Genomic DNA, 20,899 nt, shown 5'->3' on the forward strand with positions numbered 1-20,899 from the left:
TCCCCCCCCCCCCCCCCCCCCCCCCCCCCCCCCCCCCCCCCCCCCCCCCCCCCCCCCCCCCCCCCCCCCCCCCCCCCCGCCCCCCTACGGCGTTCGCCCCGTCAGACGGCGGGGGCCGCCGTGGGGCTGGCGGGCTGGGCCGTGGGGCTGGCGGGCTGGGAGGGGGCCGGGGTGCACACCCTGCCGGAGGGCGGCACCTTCCCGTCCAGCAGGTAGGAGTTCACCGCCTGCTGCACGCACGGGTCGCCGCTGTTGTACGCCCCGTGCCCCTGCCCCTTGTACGTGAGCTCCACACCCACGCCGGGGCCGAGCCGCTCGACCATGTGCCGGGCACCCTCGTACGGGGTCGCCGGGTCGCCGGTGTTGCCGATCACCACGATCGGGGCCGCGCCGGGCGCCGACACGTCCGGGGTCTCCCACGCGCCCGCCACCGGCCAGCCGGTGCAGCTCGTCAGCGCCCAGCCCAGGAAGTCCCCGAAGACGGGGGAGGCCGCCCGGAACTCCGGCAGTTTGGCCTTGGCCTGGGCGAGGTCGACCCGGTCCTTGAAGTCGGCGCAGTTGACCGCCGTGTTGGCGGCGCCGATGTTGCTGTAGCGGCCGCTGCGGTCCCGCCCGTTGAGCGCATCGGACAGCGCCATCAGCAGCTGCCCCTGCCCGCCCTCGGCCTCGTCGATGCCCTGTTCCAGCAGTGGCCACAGCTCCTGCGAGTACAGGGCCTGCGCGATCCCGTTGGTCGCCGCGGAATCGGTGAGCATCCGGCCCCCGACGCCCGGGATCGGCTTGTCGGCGAGGCTCTTCTGCAACCGGACGATGTTGTCCTCGATCTCCTTGGCGGTGCTGCCCTGGAGCCGGCACTCCTCGCCGCGGTCCACGCAGTCCTGCGCGAAGTTCCCGAGGGCCAGCTGGAAGCCCTCGGCCTGGCCGAGTGCGCCCCCCTCGTAGGTCTTGGTCGGGTCCACGACGGCGTCGAAGACGGCCCGCCCGACGTTCTTCGGGAACAGGTGGGCGTAGACCCCGCCGAGCTCCGTGCCGTACGAGATCCCGAAGTAGTTCAGCTTCTCGTCGCCGAGGGCCTGGCGGATCCGGTCGAGGTCGCGGGCGGCGTTCTCGGTGCCGACGTACGGCAGCACCTTCCCGGAGCGGGCCTTGCAGGCCGCCTGGTAGCGGCGGATCGCATCCGTGAAGGACTTCTCCTCCTGGGGCGTGTCCGGGGTGGAGTCCTGCGCGTAGTACTGGTCGAGCTGCTTGTCGGTCTCGCACAGCACGGGCGCGCTCCGCCCCACCCCGCGGGGGTCGAAGCTCACCAGGTCGTACCGCTTGCGCAGGGCCTCGTAGTCCTTGGCGGCGCCCGGCAGCGTACTGATCCCGGACCCACCCGGCCCGCCGAAGTTGAACACGAGCGAGCCGAGCCGCTCGTCCTTGCTGCGGGCCTTGGCCCGGATCAGCGCGATCGGGATGGTCTCGCCCTCCGGCTGCGCGTAGTCGAGCGGAACGTGCAGCGTGGCGCACTCCCAGCCCTTCGGCGGGGCCTGCCCGCCGCCCTGCGCGGCATCGGGCGCGGGGCACGTGCTCCACTTGAGCGGCGGGGCCCCCTTGGTCCCGCCGGCCCGGGGCGTCGCCCGCTCCTCCCCGCCGGCGCACGCACCGACCGTCACCAGTGCTCCCACGAGACCAAGGACACCGGCAAGGCGCAGCACGTTCGTCGACATACCCCCATCCTGCGACCGCGGCCGGCGACCCGCCCGCGCAGGCACCCGTCCGGGCGGCCGCCCGGCGAGGGTCCCGGCGGCCGGCAGGGGCCGCGGCTAGATCGCTTCCTTGCGGGTCAGGTAGTTGAAGGACACCCAGCCGGGGAGGACGGGGAGCCAGAACGTCATCAGGCGGAACAGCAGGACCGCCGAGATGGCGACCTCCTTCTCCAGGCCGGCGGCGATCAGGCCCAGCGTCAGCGTGGTCTCCACCGCGCCGATGCCGCCCGGCGTCGGCGCCGCCGAGCCGAGGGCGTTGCCCGCCAGGAAGACCACCGCGATGCTCGCGTAGCTGAGGGTCTCGCCGCCCCCGAACGCGCGGATCGACGCGTCCAGGCACATCACGAAGCAGCCGGTCAGCAGCACCATGCCGCCGATGCCCGTGAGCAGCTTCTGGGGCCGCTGGAGCACGTCCAGCATGCGCGGCACCACACCCGCGAACAGCGCCCGCACCCGGGTCACCACGAACTTCCGCAGCAGCGGCACCGCCGTGACGACGAGGACCAGCACCGCCACCGTCAGCAGACCCGCGATGACCGTCCGCGACGGGGTCATCTCCGGGGTCTTCTCGGTGCCCGTCAGATAGCCGAAGGACAGCAGCAGCAGGATGTGGCACGCCAGCCCGAACAGCTGGGAGGCGCCCACGCTCGCCACGGCCAGCCCGGGCCGGACCCCCGCCCGCTGCAGGAACCGCGCGTTCAGCGCGACACCGCCGACCGCCGCCGGGGCGACCAGCTTCACGAAGGACCCGGCGACCTGTGCGACGACCGTCCGCAGGAACGGCACCCGTTCGGGCACGAAGCCCAGCAGGCTCATCGCCGCCGCGACGTACGAGAGCGCCGAGAAGGCCAGCGCGGCCCCCACCCAGCCCCACTGCGCCTGGGCGACGATCGTCGCGAAGTCCACGTGGGCCAGCTGCGTGAGCAGGAAGTACGCGCCGAAGGCGCCCGCGATGAACGACACCAGCGTGCGCGGCCGGATCCGCTCCAGGCGGGCCGGCTCCACAGGGGCCTGCGGCCGGATCAGCAGCACCTGCCGGCGGATCTGGCTCAGCAGGTCCTCTTCGCGGGCCCCGTCCAGGGCGTCGTCCAGGGCCTTCTTCTCCGCCTTGCGGTCCGCGGCGCGGTCCGCGGCCGAGACCGTCCCGGCCTTCGCCCCCGCGGCCGCCTCCCGCGCGGCCTTCGCCGCCCGCGAGGACTCCAGCACGGCCTCCCGCTGCCGGTCGGCGCGCTCCCGGGCCAGCCGGCGCAGGGTCGCCCGGGTGGACCGGCTGAGCGCGATCGGCTGCAACAGCGGCAGGCAGTCCGCCACCGCGTCCGGGCCGAGCACCGACACCGCCGAGGCCACGGCCCGCTCCGCGCCGACCCGCAGGCCGAGGGTGGTCAGCAGCTGGGCGATGTCCATCCGCAGGACCAGGTCGCCGGCGGCGATCTCGCCGCCGCGCAGGTCGGTCAGGACCACGTTGCCGGAACGATCCACCAGCAGGGCGTCGCCCGTGAGCCGGCGGTGGGCGATCCGCCGCGACTGCAGGGCCCGGACCTGCTCCCACGCGTGGTGGGCGAGGCGGTCGGTGATCTCCGCGTCGGGGAGGGAGTCCAGGGGCCGCCCGTCCAGGTGTTCGTACACGAGCATGACGGCGTCCGGGCCGAGCTCGGAGGTGGCGATCAGCTTCGGTGCGTTCGCCCCGGCCGCGATGGCCGCGTACGCGAGCAGCGCCTCCTGCTCCAGCGCCTGCCGCAGCGACTGCAGGCTGCGCCGGGTGGTGATGCCGCGCAGGGACATCCGGCGCCACACCCGGTAGAAGAAGCCGTGGGCCTGCTGCTCGCGGTCCACGACGGTGACGTCGAGCGGCGGACCGTCCTCCAGGGCCACGTGGTAGCGGCGGCCGCGGTCGCTGACCTCGGAGGCGTCTGCGCCGTCGGCGACCTCCGCGCGCATGGCGCTGACCGGCTGGAAGCCGACGCGCCGCAGACCGGCGAGGAGGTGCTGTCCGGTCGGGCGGACGTTCGGCGAACCGACGGCGTACAGCGTGCCGTACGCGACGCTCCAGCCGATCAGCACCGTCAGGATGATCGAGAACGGGGTGGTGTAGCCGCTGACCAGCATCGCGAACGCGTCCAGGAGCAGCACCACCCACAGGGCGACCCGCCAGCGCGGCCGGCGCGTCATCCCGACCGCGGTCATGTACGCGATCACCGGCGCGAGGTAGCCGTGCACCGGGTCGGTGAGTGCCCCGCCCGCGCCGGCGGCCCGGGTCAGGGCGTCCTGGATGGAGGCGGGGGCGCCCTCGGAGACCCACAGGTCGGTGGCGAGGGTCACCCCGTGGGCGAGGACGGCCGCGAGCACGCCGTCGGCGATGCGCAGCCCGTCGCGTTTGATCAGGCGTTCGATGGCGAAGGCGACGGGCACGAGCAGGACGGCGATGCTCGACACCAGGCCGGCGACCTGGATCAGCAGGTCTGGGGCGGCGCCGGTGCCCTGGCTGATGTCGGCCTCCAGGCCGGCGGTGGTGCCGTGCGCGAAGGCGGCGATGGCCAGCACGACCGCGATGCCGAGGACGCCGACGAGGAGACGGACCAGGTCCGAGGGCCGGTGCACGCGGGCGGCGAGCAGCGGCTCGTCGACCTCGACGACCTCGCCCGGCTCGGCGGAGTCCGGGCGCCCGGACGCATCGCCGGGGCGCGCGCCCGGGTGCGGGCTCGGCTCCGGGGCCGGCTCCGGCCGCGGGCGCGGCTCTGGGCGCGATCCGTCGTCCTCGGTCGCGCCGTCCGGAGGGCTCACACCCTGCTCCTTCGTCGTCACATCCGTCTCTTCTTGATCACGTATCACCAGTCACCGCCCGGAAGATGGTGGCACGGACCGGCGGGCGCGGGGGGCATCAGGGTGCGCGCCGGTACGGGAACGAAACACTCCGCAGGAGCCTGCGCCGCGTGCGGCACCATGGGCGGAATGAGCGAGGAGCTGCCCGCGTACGCGGAGCGCGTGCTGGAGGTGACCGAGCGGATTCCGCCCGGCCGGGTGATGACCTACGGGGACGTCGCCGAATGGATCGGCGAGGGAGGCCCGCGCCAAGTCGGCCGCGTGATGGCCCTGTACGGGGGCGGCGTGCCCTGGTGGCGCGTCGTACGGGCCGACGGCCGCCCCCTGCCGGGCAGCGAGCACCGGGCCCTGGAGCACTACCGCACCGAGTCCACCCCGCTGCGGCTGACGACCGACGGGGAGGCGCGCCTGGACATGCGGCGGGCCCGCTGGGACGGCAGCGGCGCGAGCGCGGAACGGGACGAGGGTCACATCTGACAGCTTCGGCCACGGAACGCCCCGGAGGGGAGTGGCCCGCCCCCGCGGAGGACCGTACGGGGGAGCGGCGACGGCCCGCCCGGGGCGGCTCCCGCCGTCCCGGGCGGGGTCCCGTCCGGCGCCCGGGACGGTCACCCGCTGCGGACCTCGGCGAACTGCGCGGGGCGTCCCGCTTGCCGTAGCGTTGCCTCTTCGGCATGCGCCGTGGCAGCAACCGCAGCAGACCCACCAGGACCGGCACCCCACGTGATCACCTCTTCCTCCGACCGTTCCGAGCGGCGGCGTACCCGGACCCCGGACGCGTACCGCCTCGTGCGCGGCGGGCAGCGGCGGGTGGAGCCCCCTGTGCTGGACGCAGCACAGCGGGCGGTGGTTGATCACACCACCGGACCGCTGCTGGTCCTCGCCGGACCCGGCACCGGGAAGACCACCACCCTCGTCGAGGCCGCCGCCGCCCGCGTCGAGGCCGGCACGGACCCGGCCCGCATCCTGATCCTCACCTTCAGCCGCAAGGCCGCCGTGGAACTGCGCGACCGGGCCGCCCTGCGGCTCGGCGGCGCCCGCGCCCCGCAGGCCACCACCTTCCACTCCTTCTGCTACGGGCTGGTCCGCGCCCACCAGGACACCGACCTGTTCGCCGACCCGCTGCGGCTGCTGTCCGGTCCCGAGCAGGACGTGATGGTCCGCACCCTGCTGGAGGGGCAGCGCGAGATCCGGTCCATCCGCTGGCCCGACGACCTGCGGGCCGCCCTCACCACCCGCGGCTTCGCCGACGAGGTCCGCGCGGTCCTCGCCCGCGCCCGCGAGCTGGGCCTCGGCCCGGGCGCACTGGACGCGTTCGCCTCCCGGCAGGGCCGCCCGGACTGGAAGGCCGCCGCCGCCTTCCTCTCCGAGTACCTCGACGTCCTCGACATGCAGGGCACGCTCGACTACGCCGAGCTCCTGCACCGGGCCGTGCTGCTCGCCGAGCGGACGCCCGCGCTGTCCGCCGCCTACGACGTGATCTACGTCGACGAGTTCCAGGACACCGACGCCTCGCAGCTGCGCCTGCTCCAGGCCCTGGCCGGGCCGGGCGGCACGCTGATCGCGTTCGGCGACCCGGACCAGTCCATCTACGCCTTCCGCGGCGCGGACATCAACAACACGCTGGACTTCGAGGGGGCCTTCCCCGGCGCCGCCGTCCGCGCCCTGACCGTCGGCCGCCGCTCGGCCGCGAACCTGCTGGCCGCGACCCGCCTGCTGACCACCCGCATGCCGGTGCCGCGGCTGCCCTCCGACGCGGTCCGGGCCCACCGCGGGCTCGCCCCGACGCGGGACGGGGGTCGGGTCGAGGTGTACACGTACCCGACGGCCGGCGCCGAGCTGGACAACATCGCCGACGTCCTGCGCCGCGCCCACCTGGAGGACGGCGTGCCGTGGCAGGACATGGCCGTCCTGGTCCGCGCCGGCGGCCGCACCCTGCCGGCGATGCGGCGGGCCCTGATCGCGGCGGGAGTCCCGGCCGAGACGGACGGCGCGGACATCCCGCTCCGCCACGAACCGGCCGTCTCCCCCCTCCTGACGGCCCTGCGCGCCGCCGCCCGGGCGACGCCCGCGCCCGGGGAGGCGGCCACCGATCCGACCGCGGCCGGCGGGGCCGCGGAGCCGCTCGACGCGGCCCCCGAGCCGGTGGACGCGGCCGATCGGGCCGGAACGGTCACCGCCGACCCGGCTGATCCCGCCGAGACCGCTGAGCTGTCCGGAGCAGCAGATGCAGCAGATGCGGCGTCCGGGACCGCCGCAGCGGTCGGTGGTGCCGGTGCCGCCGACCCCCGGGGCGACGCCGGATGGGTCGGGGTCGAGGCGGCGCTCACGCTGCTCGCCTCGCCGCTCGGCGGGATGGACGCCGCCGACCTGCGGCGGCTCGGGCGCGCCCTGCGCGACGAGGAGCGGGCCGCCGGCGTCACGGTGCCCGCGCCCTCCGACGTGCTGCTCGCCCGCGCCCTTGCCGAGCCGGAACGCCTCGTCGCGCACGACCCGGCGTACGCCCGCGGCGCGCAGCGCCTCGGCCTGCTCCTGCGCAAGACCCGTGAGCTGCTCCAGGGCGGCGGTACCGCCGAAGAGGCCCTGTGGACCCTCTGGGACGGCACCCCCTGGCCCCAGCGGCTGGAGCGCAACGCCCGCCGCGGCGGCCCCGCCGGCCGCAACGCCGACCGGGACCTCGACGCCGTCTGCGCCCTGTTCGACACCGCCGCCCGCGCCGAGGAGCGCACCGGCGGCCGCGGCGCCCTGAACTTCCTCGAACAGCTCGAAGCCGAGGACATCGCCGCCGACACCCTCACCCGCCGCGCCACCCGCCGCGAGGCCGTCCGGCTGATGACCGCGCACCGCTCCAAGGGCCTGGAATGGGGACTCGTCGTCGTCGCCGGCGTGCAGGAGGGCCTGTGGCCCGACCTCCGCCGCCGCGGCTCCCTCCTGGAGGCCGACCGGATCGGCCGCGACGGCCTCGCCGAGCCCCTCAGCGCCGGCTCCCTCCTCGCCGAGGAGCGCCGCCTCTTCTACGTCGCCGCCACCCGGGCCCGCGAGCGGCTCGTCGTCACCGCCGTCAAGGCCCCGGCCGAGGACGGCGACCAGCCCTCCCGCTTCCTCACCGAGCTCGGGGTCACCCCCAAGGACGTCTCCGGCCGTCCGCGCCGCCCGCTGGCCGTGCCCGCGCTCGTCGCCGAGCTGCGCGCCACCACCGTCGACCCCGACGCCTCGCCCGCGCTGCGCGACGCCGCAGCCCGCCGTCTCGCCCGCCTCGCCGCGCTCACCGACGAGGACGAGCGGCCGCTGGTCCCGGCCGCGCACCCGCAGCGCTGGTGGGGCCTGTACGAGCCCACCCGCAGCAGCGTCCCGCTCCGCGACCGCGACCGGCCCGTCGCCCTCTCCGGCAGCGCCCTGGACCAGCTCGCCAACACCTGCTCCCTCCAGTGGTTCCTCGGCCGCGAGGTCAAGGCCGACGCCCCGGCCACCGCCGCCCAGGGCTTCGGCAACGTCGTCCACGTCCTCGCCGACGAGGTCGCCTCCGGCCGCACCCCCGCCGACCTCGCCGTCCTCATGGAGCGCCTGGACTCGGTCTGGGACGCCCTCGCCTTCGACGCCCCCTGGAAGTCCCGCCAGGAGAAGGACAACGCCCGCGCGGCCCTGGAGCGGTTCCTGCGCTGGCACACCACCGACCGCGGGGGCAGGGCGGCCGTCGCCACGGAGCACGATTTCGACGTCACGCTCGAAGCGGGCGAGTACGCCGTCCGGATCCGGGGCTCCATGGACCGGGTCGAGGCGGACCCGCAGGGGCGTGCGTACGTGGTCGACTTCAAGACCGGCAAGTCCGCGCCGACCAGGGACGAGGTCGCCCGGCACCCGCAGCTCGCCGTCTACCAGCTCGCCGTCCGCGAGGGCGCGGTCGACGGGGCCTTCGACGGCGCGCGGCCCGCGCCGGGCGGCGCCGAGCTGGTCCACCTGCGCCAGGGCGCGCCCGTGCGCGACGGCGGGGAGACCGTCCCCAAGGTGCAGGGGCAGGAGCCGCTGTCGCCCGGATCCTCCGGCGAGTGGGTCGGCGACCTGCTGGCGACCGCCGCCGGGAAGGTCCTCGACGAGCGGTTCGTCCCCGCGCCCGGCCGGCAGTGCGACCACTGCTCCTTCCGCAGCTCGTGCAGCGCGCGCCCGGAGGGCCGCCAGACCGTCGACTGAGCCGCGTGAGCCGCGTGAGCCGCGGCGGAGCGGACGGGGGAGTGCCCCGGCGCGGCGGAGGGCGGGAGTGACGCGTGTCGCAGCCGCCCGCGGTGTGAGACGGATCGCGGGGGATGTCGGCGCGGACGGCTAGCCTTTCCGGGTGTCCGCGCGCCCGTCCTCCCGCCTCACCGACCCCGAGCAGCTCAAGGAGCTCCTCGGCATCCCGTTCACCCCCGAGCAGCTGGACTGCATCACCGCCCCGCCCGCCCCGCAGGTCATCGTGGCCGGCGCCGGGTCCGGCAAGACCACGGTCATGGCCGCCCGGGTGGTGTGGCTGGTCGGCACCGGAACGGTCGCCCCCTCCCAGGTCCTCGGTCTGACCTTCACCAACAAGGCAGCCGGCGAGCTCGCCGAGCGCGTACGGGCGGCCCTGGCGCAGGCCGGCATCACCGACCCGGACCCCTCCCCGGCCGACACCACCGACACCGCGGACACCGCCGGCGCCGATGCGGCGGCCGGCGGCGAGCCCCGCATCTCCACCTACCACGCCTTCGCCGGCCAGCTGCTGAAGGACCACGGCCTGCGCATCGGCCTGGAGCCCAGCGCCCGGCTGCTCGCCGACGCCACCCGCTTCCAGCTCGCCGCGCGCGTGCTGCGCGAGGCCCCCGGCCCGTACCCCGCGCTGACCAAGTCCGTCCCCGACCTGGTCAGCGACCTGCTCGCGCTCGACGCGGAGCTGTCCGAGCACCTGGTGACCCCCGGGCGGCTGCGCGCGTACGACACCGCGCTGCTCGACGAACTCGCCGGCGCCCGCCTCAGCAACGAGGAGCTGCGCAAGATCCCCGAGGCGGTCCGCGGCCGCCTGGAACTGCTGGAGCTGACCGAGCGCTACCGCGCTGCGAAACGCTCCCGCGACCTGCTCGACTTCAGCGACCAGATAGCCCTCTGCGCGGAGCTCGCCACCACCCGGCCCGAGGTGGGGGCGCTGCTGCGCGAGGAGTTCCGGGTGGTCCTCCTCGACGAGTACCAGGACACCTCCGTCGCCCAGCGGCTGCTGCTGTCCGGCCTGTTCGGCGGCGGCACCGGGCACGCCGTCACCGCCGTCGGCGACCCCTGCCAGGCGATCTACGGCTGGCGCGGTGCGTCCGTGGCCAACCTGGACGACTTCCCCGCGCACTTCTCCTACGCCGACGGCAGCCCCGCCACCCGCTTCTCGCTCAGCGAGAACCGGCGCAGCGGCGGCCGCCTCCTCGACCTCGCCAACGGCCTGGCGGCCCCGCTGCGCGCCATGCACGAGGGCGTCGAGGCCCTGCGCCCCGCGCCGGGCGAGGAGCAGGCGGGCTCCGTCCGCTGCGCGCTGCTGCCCACGCACGCCGAGGAACTCGACTGGCTGGGCGACTCGGTCGCGCACCTGGTGCGGACCGGGACCGAGCCCCGGCAGATCGCCGTGCTCTGCCGGGGCGCGGCGGACTTCGCGCAGATCCAGGCGGCCCTGGTGGCCCGGGACGTGCCGGTGGAGGTCGTCGGCCTGTCCGGGCTGCTGCACCTGCCCGAGGTCGCCGACCTGATCGCGGTGTGCGAGGTGCTCCAGGACCCGGGCGCCAACGCCTCCCTCGTCCGCCTCCTGATCGGCCCCCGCTGGCGCATCGGCGCCCGCGACCTGGCCCTGCTGGGGCGGCGCGCGCGGCAGCTGGTGGGGCGCGCGCAGGGCGGCACCGACCCGGAGGGGCGGCTGGCGGCCGCCGTGGAGGGGGTGGACCCGGCCGAGGTCGTCTCCCTGGCCGACGCGCTGGAGACCTTCCTGGACGGCGCCCCCGGCACCGCCGCCGTGGACGACCTGCCGTTCTCGCCGGACGCCCGCGTCCGCTTCGCGCACCTCGCCCAGGAACTGCGCGACCTGCGGCGTTCCCTCGCCGACCCGCTGATGGACGTACTCCACCGGGTGCTGGCGGCGACCGGCCTGGACGTGGAGCTGTCCGCGTCCCCGCACGCCCTGGCCGCGCGCCGCCGCGAGACCCTGTCGTCCTTCCTGGACGTCGCCGCCGGCTTCGCCTCCCTCGACGGCGAGGCGTCCCTGCTCGCCTTCCTCGGCTTCCTGCGGACCGCCGTCCAGTACGAGAAGGGCCTCGACCACGCCCTGCCGGGCGGCGAGAACACGGTCAAGGTGCTCACCGCCCACAAGTCCAAGGGGCTGGAGTGGGACGTGGTCGTCGTCCCCGACCTGTGCGCGGGGTCGTTCCCGAAGCAGAAGCCGCCGGAGGCCTGGACCTCGTACGCGAAGGTCCTGCCGTACGCGCTGCGCGGCGACGCGCCCACCCTGCCGGCCGACCCCGCGTGGACCTCGGCCGGCCTGAAGTCCTTCAAGGCGGCCCTGAAGGAGCACAAGGAGGTGGAGGAGCTCCGCCTCGGCTACGTCACCTTCACCCGGCCGCGCTCGCTGCTGCTGGCCTCCGCCCACTGGTGGGGTCCGACGCAGAAGAAGCGGCGCGGGCCGTCGCCGTTCCTGCAGGCGCTGTACGAGCACTGCGCCGCCGGCCACGGCGAGATCGAGGCCTGGGCCCCGGAACCGGAGGAGGGCGAGGAGAACCCGGCCCTGGCCGCCGAGTCCGCCCCGGAGCACTCCTGGCCCCTGCCGCTGGACCCCCAGTCGCTGGCCCTGCGCCGCGCGGCGGCGGCCCTGGTCGAGTCCCACCTGGCGGCCCCCCGCCCGGAGCCCGCCCCGCCGGCCCCGGACGAGCACCTGTGGCCCCCGCACTGCGAGGACCCGTCCCACGACGAGGACCTGCCCTACGACGACTACCCGCCCTACGACGAGTACCCGCCTCACGACGAAGACCCGTCCCACGACGAGGCCCCCGACGCCCTGTGGCTGCCCGGTGATCCGGCGACGCAGGCGGCCCCGCCCGCGGCGCGGCCCCCGGCCACCCCCGCCCCCGGGACCGTCCCCGCCCCCCGGACCGTCCCGGCCCCCCGGGTCGCCCCCGGGGCCTGGGACGGCCCCGACGCGGACCTGTGGCTGCCCGGCGACGTCCCGGCGGAGGCGGAGGCGGAGGCCGACGACCGGCCGGCCGGCGGCTCCGCCGCGGCCACCCCGCTCACCCCCGAGGAGGCGCGGGCCATCGCCTCCTGGGACCGCGACCTCGACGCCCTGGAGGGCGAACTCCGCCGTACCCGCGAAGCCGTCCGCGACGTCGAGCTGCCCCCCGCCCTGTCCGCGAGCCAACTCCTCCGCCTCGCCGCGGACGAGCAGGCCTTCGCCCGCGACCTGGCCCGCCCGATGCCCCGCCCCCCGCAGCCGGCGGCCCGCCAGGGCACCCGTTTCCACGCCTGGGTGGAGTCCCGCTTCGACGAACTCCCGCTCCCCTTCCTCGACGTCCTGGAGCCGGAGGCGGACCTCCCCGGCACCGACCAGGAGGTCGCGGACGAGGCCGACCTCGCTTCCCTCAAGGAGTCCTTCGAACGCAGCGAGTACGCCGAGCGCACCCCGTACCGCCTGGAGGCCCCGGTGCAGGTCACGCTGGCCGGCCGGGTGGTCCGCGGCCGGATCGACGCCGTCTACCGCAACCCCCCGGGCAGCAAGTACGCGTACGAGATCGTCGACTGGAAGACCGGCCGCAGCACCGAGGCCGACCCGCTCCAGCTCGCGATCTACCGCCTCGCCTGGGCGGAGACCACCGGCACCCCCCTGCGCCGGGTCGGCGCGGCCTTCCTCCACGTCCGCAGCGGCCGTGTGATCCGCCCGCGCCGACTGCCCGGCCGGATCACCATTGAGCGGATCCTCCAAGGCGGATCGGGCGCCGCCGGTGGCCGCCGGGCCGACCGATAGGCTCGTGGGCATGAGCGAAACCCCGGCGGACAACGTCGTCCGCACGTACATCGACACGCATCGCGCCGCCTTCCTCGACGACCTCGCCGAGTGGCTCCGCATCCCCTCCGTCTCGGCCCAGCCCGAGCACGCGGGCGACGTACGACGCAGCGCCGAGTGGCTCGCCGCACAGCTCACCAAGACCGGCTTCCCGGTCGCCGAGGTCTGGGAGACCGACGGCGCGCCCGCCGTCTTCGCCGAGTGGCCCGCCGACGACCCGGACGCCCCGACCGTCCTGGTGTACGGGCACCACGACGTGCAGCCCGCCGCGCTCGCCGACGGCTGGCACACCGAGCCGTTCGAACCGGTCGTCAAGGACGGGCGGATGTACGCGCGCGGCGCCGCCGACGACAAGGGCCAGGTGTTCTTCCACACCCTCGGCGTCCGCGCCCACCTGGCCGCGACCGGCGCCGACGCCCCCGCCGTACACCTGAAGCTGCTGGTCGAGGGCGAGGAGGAGTCGGGCTCCCCGCACTTCCGTGCCCTGGTCGAGCGGGAGGCGCACCGCCTCGCCGCCGACGTGGTGATCGTCTCCGACACCGGCATGTGGTCGGAGACCACCCCGACCGTGTGCACCGGCATGCGCGGCGTCGCCGACTGCGAGATCGACCTGCACGGGCCCGACCAGGACATCCACTCGGGCGCGTTCGGCGGGGCCGTGCCCAACCCGGCCACCGTCGCCGCCCGCCTGGTCGCGGCGCTGCACGACGCCGACGAGCGGGTCACCGTCCCCGGCTTCTACGACGGCATCGCGGAGCTGACGGACGAGGAGCGGGCGCTGATCGCCGAGCTGCCGTTCGACGAGGCCGAGTGGCTGGGCAACGCCAAGTCGCACGCGACGGCGGGCGAGAAGGGCTACTCCACCCTGGAGCGCGTCTGGGCCCGCCCCACGGCCGAGGTCAACGGCATCGGCGGCGGCTACCAGGGCCCCGGCGGCAAGACCATCGTGCCCGCCTCCGCCCACCTGAAGCTGTCGTTCCGACTGGTGTCCGGGCAGGACCCGTACGAGGTCGAGGCCGCCGTCCGGGACTGGGTCGCGGCCCGCGTCCCGGACGGGATCCGCCACTCCATCGTCTTCGGCGCCCCGACCCGGCCGTGCCTGACCCCGCTGGACCACCCGGCGCTGCAGTCCGTCGTCCGGGCCATGGGCCGCGCCTTCGGCAAGAAGGTCCGCTTCACCCGCGAGGGCGGCTCGGGTCCGGCCGCCGACCTCCAGGACGTCCTGGGCGCGGCCGTGCTGTTCCTCGGCATCTCGGTGCCGTCGGACGGCTGGCACGCGCCGAACGAGAAGGTCGAGCTCGACCTGCTCGTCAAGGGCGTGGAGACGGCCGCCTACCTGTGGGGGGACCTGGCGGCGCACTGGAAGCCGGCGCGCGCCTGACCCGCCGCACCGGACCCGGCGCCCGCACCGCGCACCCCAGTCATCCAGCACGCATACGCATCACGCATCACGCATCACGCGTCACCACCGAGCCTGCCCGTCCACGCCACCGGGGGAGTTGGAAGTACCTGTGAGCACGTATACCGAGCACCCGATCTCGCTGGCCGCGCCCAGCGGAATCGACCGCGCCGCGCACCACCGCCTCGACGAGCCCTGGCTCGCCGCCGCCTGGAGCCACCCGACGACCCGCGTCTTCGTGGTCTCCGGGGGCCAGGTCCTGATCGACGACACCCCCGACGGCGGCACCGGGATCGTGATGACCCCGGCCTTCGAGGCCCCGCTCACCGAGACCCACCGCTACTTCCTCGGCACGGACGAGGACGGCGTACGGTACTTCGCGCTGCAGAAGGACGCCCTGCCGGGCCGCATGGACCAGTCGGCCCGCCCGGCCGGGCTGCGCGAGGCCGGGATGCTGCTGTCACCGCGCGACGCGGGGCTGATGGTGCACGCGGTGGCCCTGGAGAACTGGCAGCGGATGCACCGCTTCTGCTCCCGCTGCGGCGAGCGCACCGTGGTCGCGGCCGCCGGCCACATCCGCCGCTGCCCGGGCTGCGGCGCCGAGCACTACCCGCGCACCGACCCCGCGGTGATCATGCTGGTCACCGACGACCAGGACCGGGCGCTGCTCGGCCGCCAGGTGCACTGGCCGGAGGGCCGCTTCTCGACGCTCGCCGGGTTCGTGGAGCCGGGCGAGTCCATCGAGCAGGCGGTGGTCCGCGAGGTGTGGGAGGAGGCGGGCGTGCGGGTCGGCGAGGTCGAGTACGTCGCCAGCCAGCCCTGGCCGTTCCCGTACAGCCTGATGCTCGGCTTCACCGCCCGGGCCGACTCCTACGAGATCAACGTCGACGGCGAGGAGATCCAGGAGGCCCGCTGGTTCTCCCGCGAGGAGCTGCGCCGCGCGTTCGAGACCGGCGAGGTGCTGCCGCCGTCGGGGATCTCCATCGCGGCCCGGCTGGTCGAGCGCTGGTACGGCGAGCCCCTGCCGCGGCCGGCCGCGTAGCCCGCGGGGCCGGTCCGTACCGCCGGGTGACGGTACGGCCGCCCGACAGCCGAAGGGCAGGCGAAGGGCCCCCGCCTCGGCGGGGGCCCTTCCGCGCACGTCCCGCACGCCGGCCGCCCGGCCCGCGGCGGACCCGGCTCAGACGGCCAGGGCCTGCTGCACCTGGGCCAGGCTCGGGTTCGTCATGACCGACTCGGTGCCCGCGGGGGACACCACCAGCACGGTCGGGACGGTCTGGTTCCCGCCGTTCGCCTTCTCGACGAACGCCGCGGACTCCGGGTCCAGCTCGATGTTGATCTCGTTGTACGCGATGCCTTCCCGGTCCAGCTGGGTCTTCAGCCGGCGGCAGTAGCCGCACCAGGTCGTGCTGTACATCGTGACGGAACCCGTGTCCTGCATGCTGCGCTCCTCGTGGGGTCGGTGGTCCAGGGCGGGCCTGGGTGGTCCGGGTACTCGAACGTACGGGAGCCCCGAGCCATTCCCGCACCCGTCGCACGGCGCATTCGTCAAGTACGACGGTGTGACCGCGGCGACGGTCCTGTGGACGGATTTCCCGCCCCCAGGTCCGGACCTGGCAGCATGGCGGGGTGACAGCAGCAACGCCCTTCCCGTCCTTCCCCGCCGGCGCAGACGACGCGGCCGGCTCGGCCGACGCGGTGCTCCTGGGCCTGGACCCGGAGCAGCGCCAGGTCGCCACGACCCTGCGCGGACCGGTGTGCGTGCTGGCCGGCGCCGGAACCGGCAAGACCCGGGCGATCACCCACCGCATCGCCTACGGCGTCCGGTCCGGGCAGCTCATGCCCGCCAGTGTGCTGGCCGTCACCTTCACCAACCGCGCCGCCGGCGAGATGCGCGGCCGGCTGCGCACCCTCGGCGCGGGCGGGGTCCAGGCCCGCACCTTCCACTCCGCCGCCCTGCGCCAGCTCCAGTACTTCTGGCCGCGGGCCGTCGGCGGCGAGCTGCCCCGACTCCTCGAGCGCAAGGTCCAACTGGTCGCCGAGGCAGGCACCCGCTGCGGCGTCCGCCTGGACCGCAGCGAGCTGCGCGACGTCACCGGCGAGATCGAATGGGCGAAGGTCACCCAGACCGTGCCCGCCGACTATCCGGCGGCCGCCCTCAAGGCGGGCCGCGAAGCCCCCCGCGACATGGCCGAGATCGCCCAGCTGTACGGGGCGTACGAGCAGCTCAAGCGCGAGCGCGGCCTGATCGACTTCGAGGACGTGCTGCTGCTCACCGTCGGCATCCTGCAGGACCGGCACGACATCGCCGAGCAGATCCGCGCCCAGTACCAGCACTTCGTGGTGGACGAGTACCAGGACGTCAGCCCGCTCCAGCAGCGGCTGCTGGAGCTGTGGCTCGGCGACCGCGACAGCCTCTGCGTCGTCGGCGACGCCAGCCAGACGATCTACTCCTTCACCGGGGCCACCCCGGACCACCTGCTGGACTTCCGCATCCGCTACCCGCAGGCCACGGTCGTCAAGCTGGTCCGCGACTACCGCTCCACCCCGCAGGTGGTCCACCTCGCCAACGGGCTCCTCTCCCAGGCCAGCGGCCGGGCCGCCGCCCACCGCCTGGAGCTGCTCTCCCAGCGCGAACCCGGCCCCGACCCGGTGTACGCGGAGTACGCGGACGAGCCCGCCGAGGCCGAGGGCGTCGCCGCCCGGATCCGGAAGCTGATCGCCGGCGGCGTCCCGGCCGGCGAGATCGCCGTGCTGTTCCGCATCAACGCCCAGTCCGAGGTCTACGAGCAGGCCCTCGCCGACGCAGGCGTCCCCTACCAGCTGCGCGGCGCCGAGCGGTTCTTCGAGCGGGCCGAGGTGCAGAAGGCGCTCCTCGCCCTGCGCGGCGCCGCCCGCTCCGCCGGCAACGACCCGCTGCTGGACGACGTCGTCGAGCTCGGCGCCCAGGTCCGGGCCGTGCTCAGCGCCACCGGCTGGACCGCCGAACCGCCCGCCGGCTCCGGGGCCGCGCGCGAGCAGTGGGAGTCGCTGGCGGCGCTGGTCCGGCTCGCCGAGGACTTCGCCCGGGCCCGGGCCGGGGCCACCCTCGCCGACCTGGCGGTCGAGCTGGAGGAGCGCCGGGCCGCCCAGCACGCGCCGACCGTCCAGGGCGTCACCCTCGCCTCGCTGCACGCGGCGAAGGGCCTGGAGTGGGACGCCGTGTTCCTGGTCGGCCTCACCGACGGCATGGTCCCGATCACGTACGCGAAGACCGACGAGCAGATCGAGGAGGAACGGCGGCTCCTCTACGTCGGCGTCACCCGGGCACGGCACCACCTGACCCTCTCCTGGGCCCTCTCGCGCTCCCCGGGCGGCCGCCCGTCCCGTCGGCCCAGCCGCTTCCTGAACGGGCTCAGGCCGGGCTCCGGGGCCCTCGCCGCCCGGGCCGGCGCCCCCGCCGAGCGGGAGGGGACCGAGCGGGACACCCGCCGCCGCACCCGGCGCGGCCCCGCGCGCTGCCGGGTCTGCGGCAGGACGCTGACCGCCGCCGCCGAGCTCAAGCTGATGCGCTGCGAGGACTGCCCGTCCGACATGGACGAGGGGCTGTACGAGCGGCTGCGGGAGTGGCGCGCGATACAGGCCCGGGAGCAGAAGGTGCCCGCGTACTGCGTCTTCACGGACCGGACGCTGATGGCGATCGCCGAGGCCTCGCCCGCCGAGCCGGGCGAGCTCGCGGTCATCCCCGGCGTGCCTGGACGGAAACTTGACCGGTACGGAGCCGAGGTCCTGGCCATCTGCGCAGGTCAGGAGCCTGACGCCGGGCACGGCGCCGACGCGTAGAAACTCGTCGGAAAAATAGTTTGCACATGCCCAGCAGATCCCCATAGGTTCTTAGCAACGGAAACGGTGGCTTCTGACGAAGCTTCCGATCCGTGCTGTACTTATCCGAATACATGGGACAGGCCCTCGGGCCCCGTCCCCGAGACGCCGAGAGGAGGCGAGACCAGTGACCAGCTTCATCACCACCACCAAAATGACCGATCGCTCGGTCGCCGCTTCCTGCACGCTCGGCTCCTCCTCGCTCCTCCCGCTCATGGGCACCGGTCTGTTCGCGATTTCCGCCGACAGCCGCGCCCTGCTGGCCGCGCCCGCCGCGCTGCTGGCGAGCGAGCGGAATGAGCGACCGACCCAGGCACCGGTGGCAGTGCTGGCAGAAGCCCAGGCCCAGGCCTATGGATTTGCCTCCGCGGCCGGTGCCGGATCCAAGACGAAGCAGACGAAGCAGCAGCACCACCTGATGTGGGCCTTCCGCGGGCTCGAACCCTGGAGTGATCCAGCCTGATCCGATGATCAGGCCGGCGCCTTCAGGGCCGCGGAACCCCACCCGGGATCCGCGGCCCTTCTGTTTGTCCCCGAACGGGGACGACGGCGAGAAGGAGCCACGGGACTGGCAAGACCAGGTACCAGCCGCCCCCGGCCGAACCCGGCCGGAACGACTAGCCGAACAAGACGAGGAAGAACACACCGTGCAACTCGAAGAGCACGCCCCGTCCGTACCGCAGACCCAGACGATCTCCCCGCCCTCAGTCCCGGAGGACTCCGCCTTGACTCCCCTCACCGCGCTCACCGCGCTCGACGACGCCATCGAGAACCTCGGCGTGCCCGTCGCCTGCCGTACCTACGACCCCGAGGTCTTCTTCGCCGAGGCCCCGGCCGACGTCGAGTACGCGAAGTCCCTGTGCCGCACCTGCCCGCTGGTCGAGGCCTGCCTCGCCGGTGCGCTCGAGCGCCGCGAGCCCTGGGGCGTCTGGGGTGGCGAGCTCTTCGTCCAGGGTGTGGTCGTCGCCCGCAAGCGTCCCCGTGGCCGCCCGCGCAAGAACCCGGTTGCCTCGGCATGAACGCCATCGGAACCATCGACCGCCCCGTGACGCACGACCCCCTGAAGCAGGCCCCCATGACCGCCCACACGACGAGCGAGAAGCCGCACGGCTCCGCCACCGCAGACTTCATCACCACCGGCGCGATCACCTCGCGTCAGAACAGGACCCGCGAAATGCAACTCATCCCAGAAGCCCTGGCTCGTGCGCATATGGACGACCGCATGCGTGAGGCCGACGCCGAGCGTCGCGCCCTGCGCCTGGTCGCCGCCCGCCGCATGCAGCGGCGCGCCGAGCGCGTCTCCATGCGCGCCCGCCGTGCCCTGGCCATGGCCGTCATGCACTGAGAACGGCCCGCCCGCGCCGCCGCCCGGCGGCGCGGGCAGCACACCGGGGGGCCGGTCCGAACGGACCGGTCCCCCGGTGCGTTGCGGACCCCTCGACCTCCCCGCGGGGATATCGTCGTGAGGTGGCCCAGCCGACTCCCCCTCCCGACCCGTCGGGACCCGAGGCCCAGCCCGTCGTCTGCGCGCGCTGCGGCACACGGTCCCCGAACGGCCCCCCGCCCACCTGGACCTGCTCCGTGGAGAACGGAACCAGGCAGTACTTCTGCGTGGACTGCGCGCGGGAGAACCTCCGGGCGATCGAGGGCCGCCTCGACTCCTCCTGGTGGTGACCCCCGACCCGCCCTCGACCCGCCCCCGACCTCACTCCGCCGGTACGAACCCCGGCAGCCAGGACTCCAGTTCGCTGCGCAGCCGCACCGTCGCACCCAGCTGGCACAGCACCCCGATCGTGCTCAGCGTCACCCGGTGGATCAGCAGGTACGCGGGCGGCAGGTTGATCTGCCGGCCCAACTGGTGGGCGGGGGAGCGGGGATCGGCTATCCGCGACGCCTGGCCGCGCAGCCAGGACCGGGTGAAGGTGAACTCCTCGGCCTCGATGGGCTCGATGATCGGCTTCAGGTAGTCCAACACCGCGTGCGGGTCCAGCTCGATGGACTCCTTCACGAACCCCTCGGCCGACAGGTGCCCGTACATCCCCTCGGCATCGTCCTCCAACGTCATCCGCAGCGAGGTGCCGATGGCCTTGGGCCAGCCCCCGGGCAGCCGGTCGACCGTGCCGAAGTCCAGTACGCCCAGTCGGGTCCGGCCGTCCGGCCCCGTCAGCAGCCGGAAGTTGCCCGGGTGCGGATCCGCGTGCAGCAGCCCGGTCCGCGCCGGCCCCGTGAACAGGAACCGGGCCAGCAACTGCCCCGCACGGTCCCGCTCTTCCTGCGTCCCGTCGGCTATCACCTCCGACAGCGGGGTCCCTTCCAGCCACTCCGTCACCAGTACCTGGTCGCCCTGGTGCACCACGTCCGGCACCACCACGTCCGGATCGCCCTCGAACGCGTCCGCATGGGTGCGCTGCGCCTCGGCCTCCAGCTCGTAGTCCAGCTCCTCCACGACCCTGTCGCGCATCTCCTGGATCAGCGGCTTGAGCTCCATGCCCGGGACCAGCGGCCCCAGCAGCCCGGCGAACCTGCCCAGTTGCCGCAGGTCCGACACCAGGGCCTCGCCGGCGCCCGGGTACTGGACCTTGACCGCCACCTGCCGGCCGTCGTGCCACACCGCCTTGTGCACCTGCCCGATCGAGGCGGCCGCCGCCGGCTTGTCCTCGAACTCCTCGAACAGCTCCCGCCAGTCGTCCCCCAGACGCTCCGCCAGCACCTGGTGCACCGTCTGCGCGGGCAGCGGCGGAGCCGCCTCCTGAAGCTTGGTCAGCGCCGCCCGGTACGGGCCGGCGACCTCCTCGGGAAGGGCCGACTCGAAGACCGAGAGCGCCTGCCCGAACTTCATGGCACCGCCCTTCAACTCGCCGAGCGTGCGGAACAGCTGCTCGGCGGTGCGCTGCTGGATCTCACGCGCCACGATCTCCGCCGACTTGCCCCCGATCCGCTTCCCCAGCCCCCAGGTGGCCCGACCCGCGATGCCCAGCGGCAGCGCGGCCAGTTTGACGGTACGGGTGACCGCCTTCCGGGGAAGATCAGACATGC

The 20,899-nt window shown here is 74.7% G+C and carries 14 protein-coding genes; 10 read left to right on the forward strand and 4 right to left on the reverse strand.

Annotated features, from left to right (window positions below):
• Positions 1 to 101: 101 nt before the first annotated feature.
• Together ACZ4VL_RS32745 and ACZ4VL_RS32750 are read right to left on the reverse strand one after the other, a co-directional pair.
• The gene (locus ACZ4VL_RS32745; RefSeq protein WP_468207337.1) at positions 102 to 1,709 is read right to left on the reverse strand and encodes an alpha/beta hydrolase; all 1,608 of its coding nucleotides are present in this window, start codon (positions 1,707 to 1,709) and stop codon (positions 102 to 104) included.
• Positions 1,710 to 1,805: 96 nt separating this feature from the next.
• A complete protein-coding gene (locus tag ACZ4VL_RS32750) occupies positions 1,806 to 4,577 on the reverse strand; it encodes a lysylphosphatidylglycerol synthase transmembrane domain-containing protein (RefSeq protein ID WP_468207340.1) in 2,772 nt (923 codons plus the stop codon).
• Between the two features lie 111 nt (positions 4,578 to 4,688).
• Here ACZ4VL_RS32750 and ACZ4VL_RS32755 point away from each other — a divergent pair, with 111 nt between their 5' ends.
• From ACZ4VL_RS32755 to nudC, 5 genes are all read left to right on the forward strand, one after another.
• Positions 4,689 to 5,045, forward strand: a complete 357-nt coding sequence (locus ACZ4VL_RS32755) for an MGMT family protein (protein ID WP_468207343.1) — start codon at positions 4,689 to 4,691, stop codon at positions 5,043 to 5,045.
• 246 nt (positions 5,046 to 5,291) lie between these two features.
• Entirely contained in the window at positions 5,292 to 8,756 is a 3,465-nt protein-coding gene (locus ACZ4VL_RS32760) for an ATP-dependent helicase (RefSeq protein ID WP_468207346.1), read from the forward strand.
• A 142-nt stretch (positions 8,757 to 8,898) separates the two neighbouring features.
• The gene (locus ACZ4VL_RS32765) at positions 8,899 to 12,564 is read left to right on the forward strand and encodes a UvrD-helicase domain-containing protein (protein ID WP_468207349.1); all 3,666 of its coding nucleotides are present in this window, start codon (positions 8,899 to 8,901) and stop codon (positions 12,562 to 12,564) included.
• Between the two features lie 10 nt (positions 12,565 to 12,574).
• Positions 12,575 to 13,984: a dipeptidase gene (locus ACZ4VL_RS32770; protein ID WP_468207352.1), complete on the forward strand. Its 1,410-nt coding sequence runs from the start codon at positions 12,575 to 12,577 to the stop codon at positions 13,982 to 13,984.
• A gap of 118 nt (positions 13,985 to 14,102) precedes the next feature.
• Positions 14,103 to 15,044 carry an NAD(+) diphosphatase gene (gene nudC, locus ACZ4VL_RS32775; RefSeq protein WP_468207354.1) on the forward strand — a complete coding sequence of 314 codons (942 nt, stop codon included), beginning with the start codon at positions 14,103 to 14,105 and terminating at the stop codon, positions 15,042 to 15,044.
• A gap of 138 nt (positions 15,045 to 15,182) precedes the next feature.
• Here nudC and ACZ4VL_RS32780 read toward each other — a convergent pair whose 3' ends face one another.
• Positions 15,183 to 15,443 (reverse strand): mycoredoxin, encoded by a 261-nt coding sequence (locus tag ACZ4VL_RS32780; protein ID WP_361908712.1) that lies wholly within the window; start codon positions 15,441 to 15,443, stop codon positions 15,183 to 15,185.
• A 188-nt stretch (positions 15,444 to 15,631) separates the two neighbouring features.
• Here ACZ4VL_RS32780 and ACZ4VL_RS32785 point away from each other — a divergent pair, with 188 nt between their 5' ends.
• The 5 genes from ACZ4VL_RS32785 (at position 15,632) to ACZ4VL_RS32805 (ending at position 19,537) form a co-directional block, all read left to right on the forward strand.
• Entirely contained in the window at positions 15,632 to 17,824 is a 2,193-nt protein-coding gene (locus ACZ4VL_RS32785; protein ID WP_468207357.1) for an ATP-dependent DNA helicase UvrD2, read from the forward strand.
• A 166-nt stretch (positions 17,825 to 17,990) separates the two neighbouring features.
• Complete coding sequence (locus ACZ4VL_RS32790; protein ID WP_468207360.1) at positions 17,991 to 18,326, forward strand: hypothetical protein; 336 nt, start codon at positions 17,991 to 17,993, stop codon at positions 18,324 to 18,326.
• Positions 18,327 to 18,510: 184 nt separating this feature from the next.
• Positions 18,511 to 18,882, forward strand: a complete 372-nt coding sequence (locus ACZ4VL_RS32795) for a WhiB family transcriptional regulator (protein ID WP_361089149.1) — start codon at positions 18,511 to 18,513, stop codon at positions 18,880 to 18,882.
• Entirely contained in the window at positions 18,879 to 19,208 is a 330-nt protein-coding gene (locus ACZ4VL_RS32800; protein WP_361089147.1) for a hypothetical protein, read from the forward strand. The genes ACZ4VL_RS32795 and ACZ4VL_RS32800 overlap by 4 nt, the downstream gene beginning before the upstream one ends.
• A gap of 122 nt (positions 19,209 to 19,330) precedes the next feature.
• Positions 19,331 to 19,537, forward strand: a complete 207-nt coding sequence (locus ACZ4VL_RS32805; protein ID WP_385849120.1) for a hypothetical protein — start codon at positions 19,331 to 19,333, stop codon at positions 19,535 to 19,537.
• Between the two features lie 31 nt (positions 19,538 to 19,568).
• Here ACZ4VL_RS32805 and ACZ4VL_RS32810 read toward each other — a convergent pair whose 3' ends face one another.
• The gene (locus tag ACZ4VL_RS32810; RefSeq protein WP_468207364.1) at positions 19,569 to 20,897 is read right to left on the reverse strand and encodes an ABC1 kinase family protein; all 1,329 of its coding nucleotides are present in this window, start codon (positions 20,895 to 20,897) and stop codon (positions 19,569 to 19,571) included.
• Positions 20,898 to 20,899: the final 2 nt, after the last annotated feature.

It is taken from the genome of Streptomyces sp. NPDC029014 (assembly GCF_055564695.1).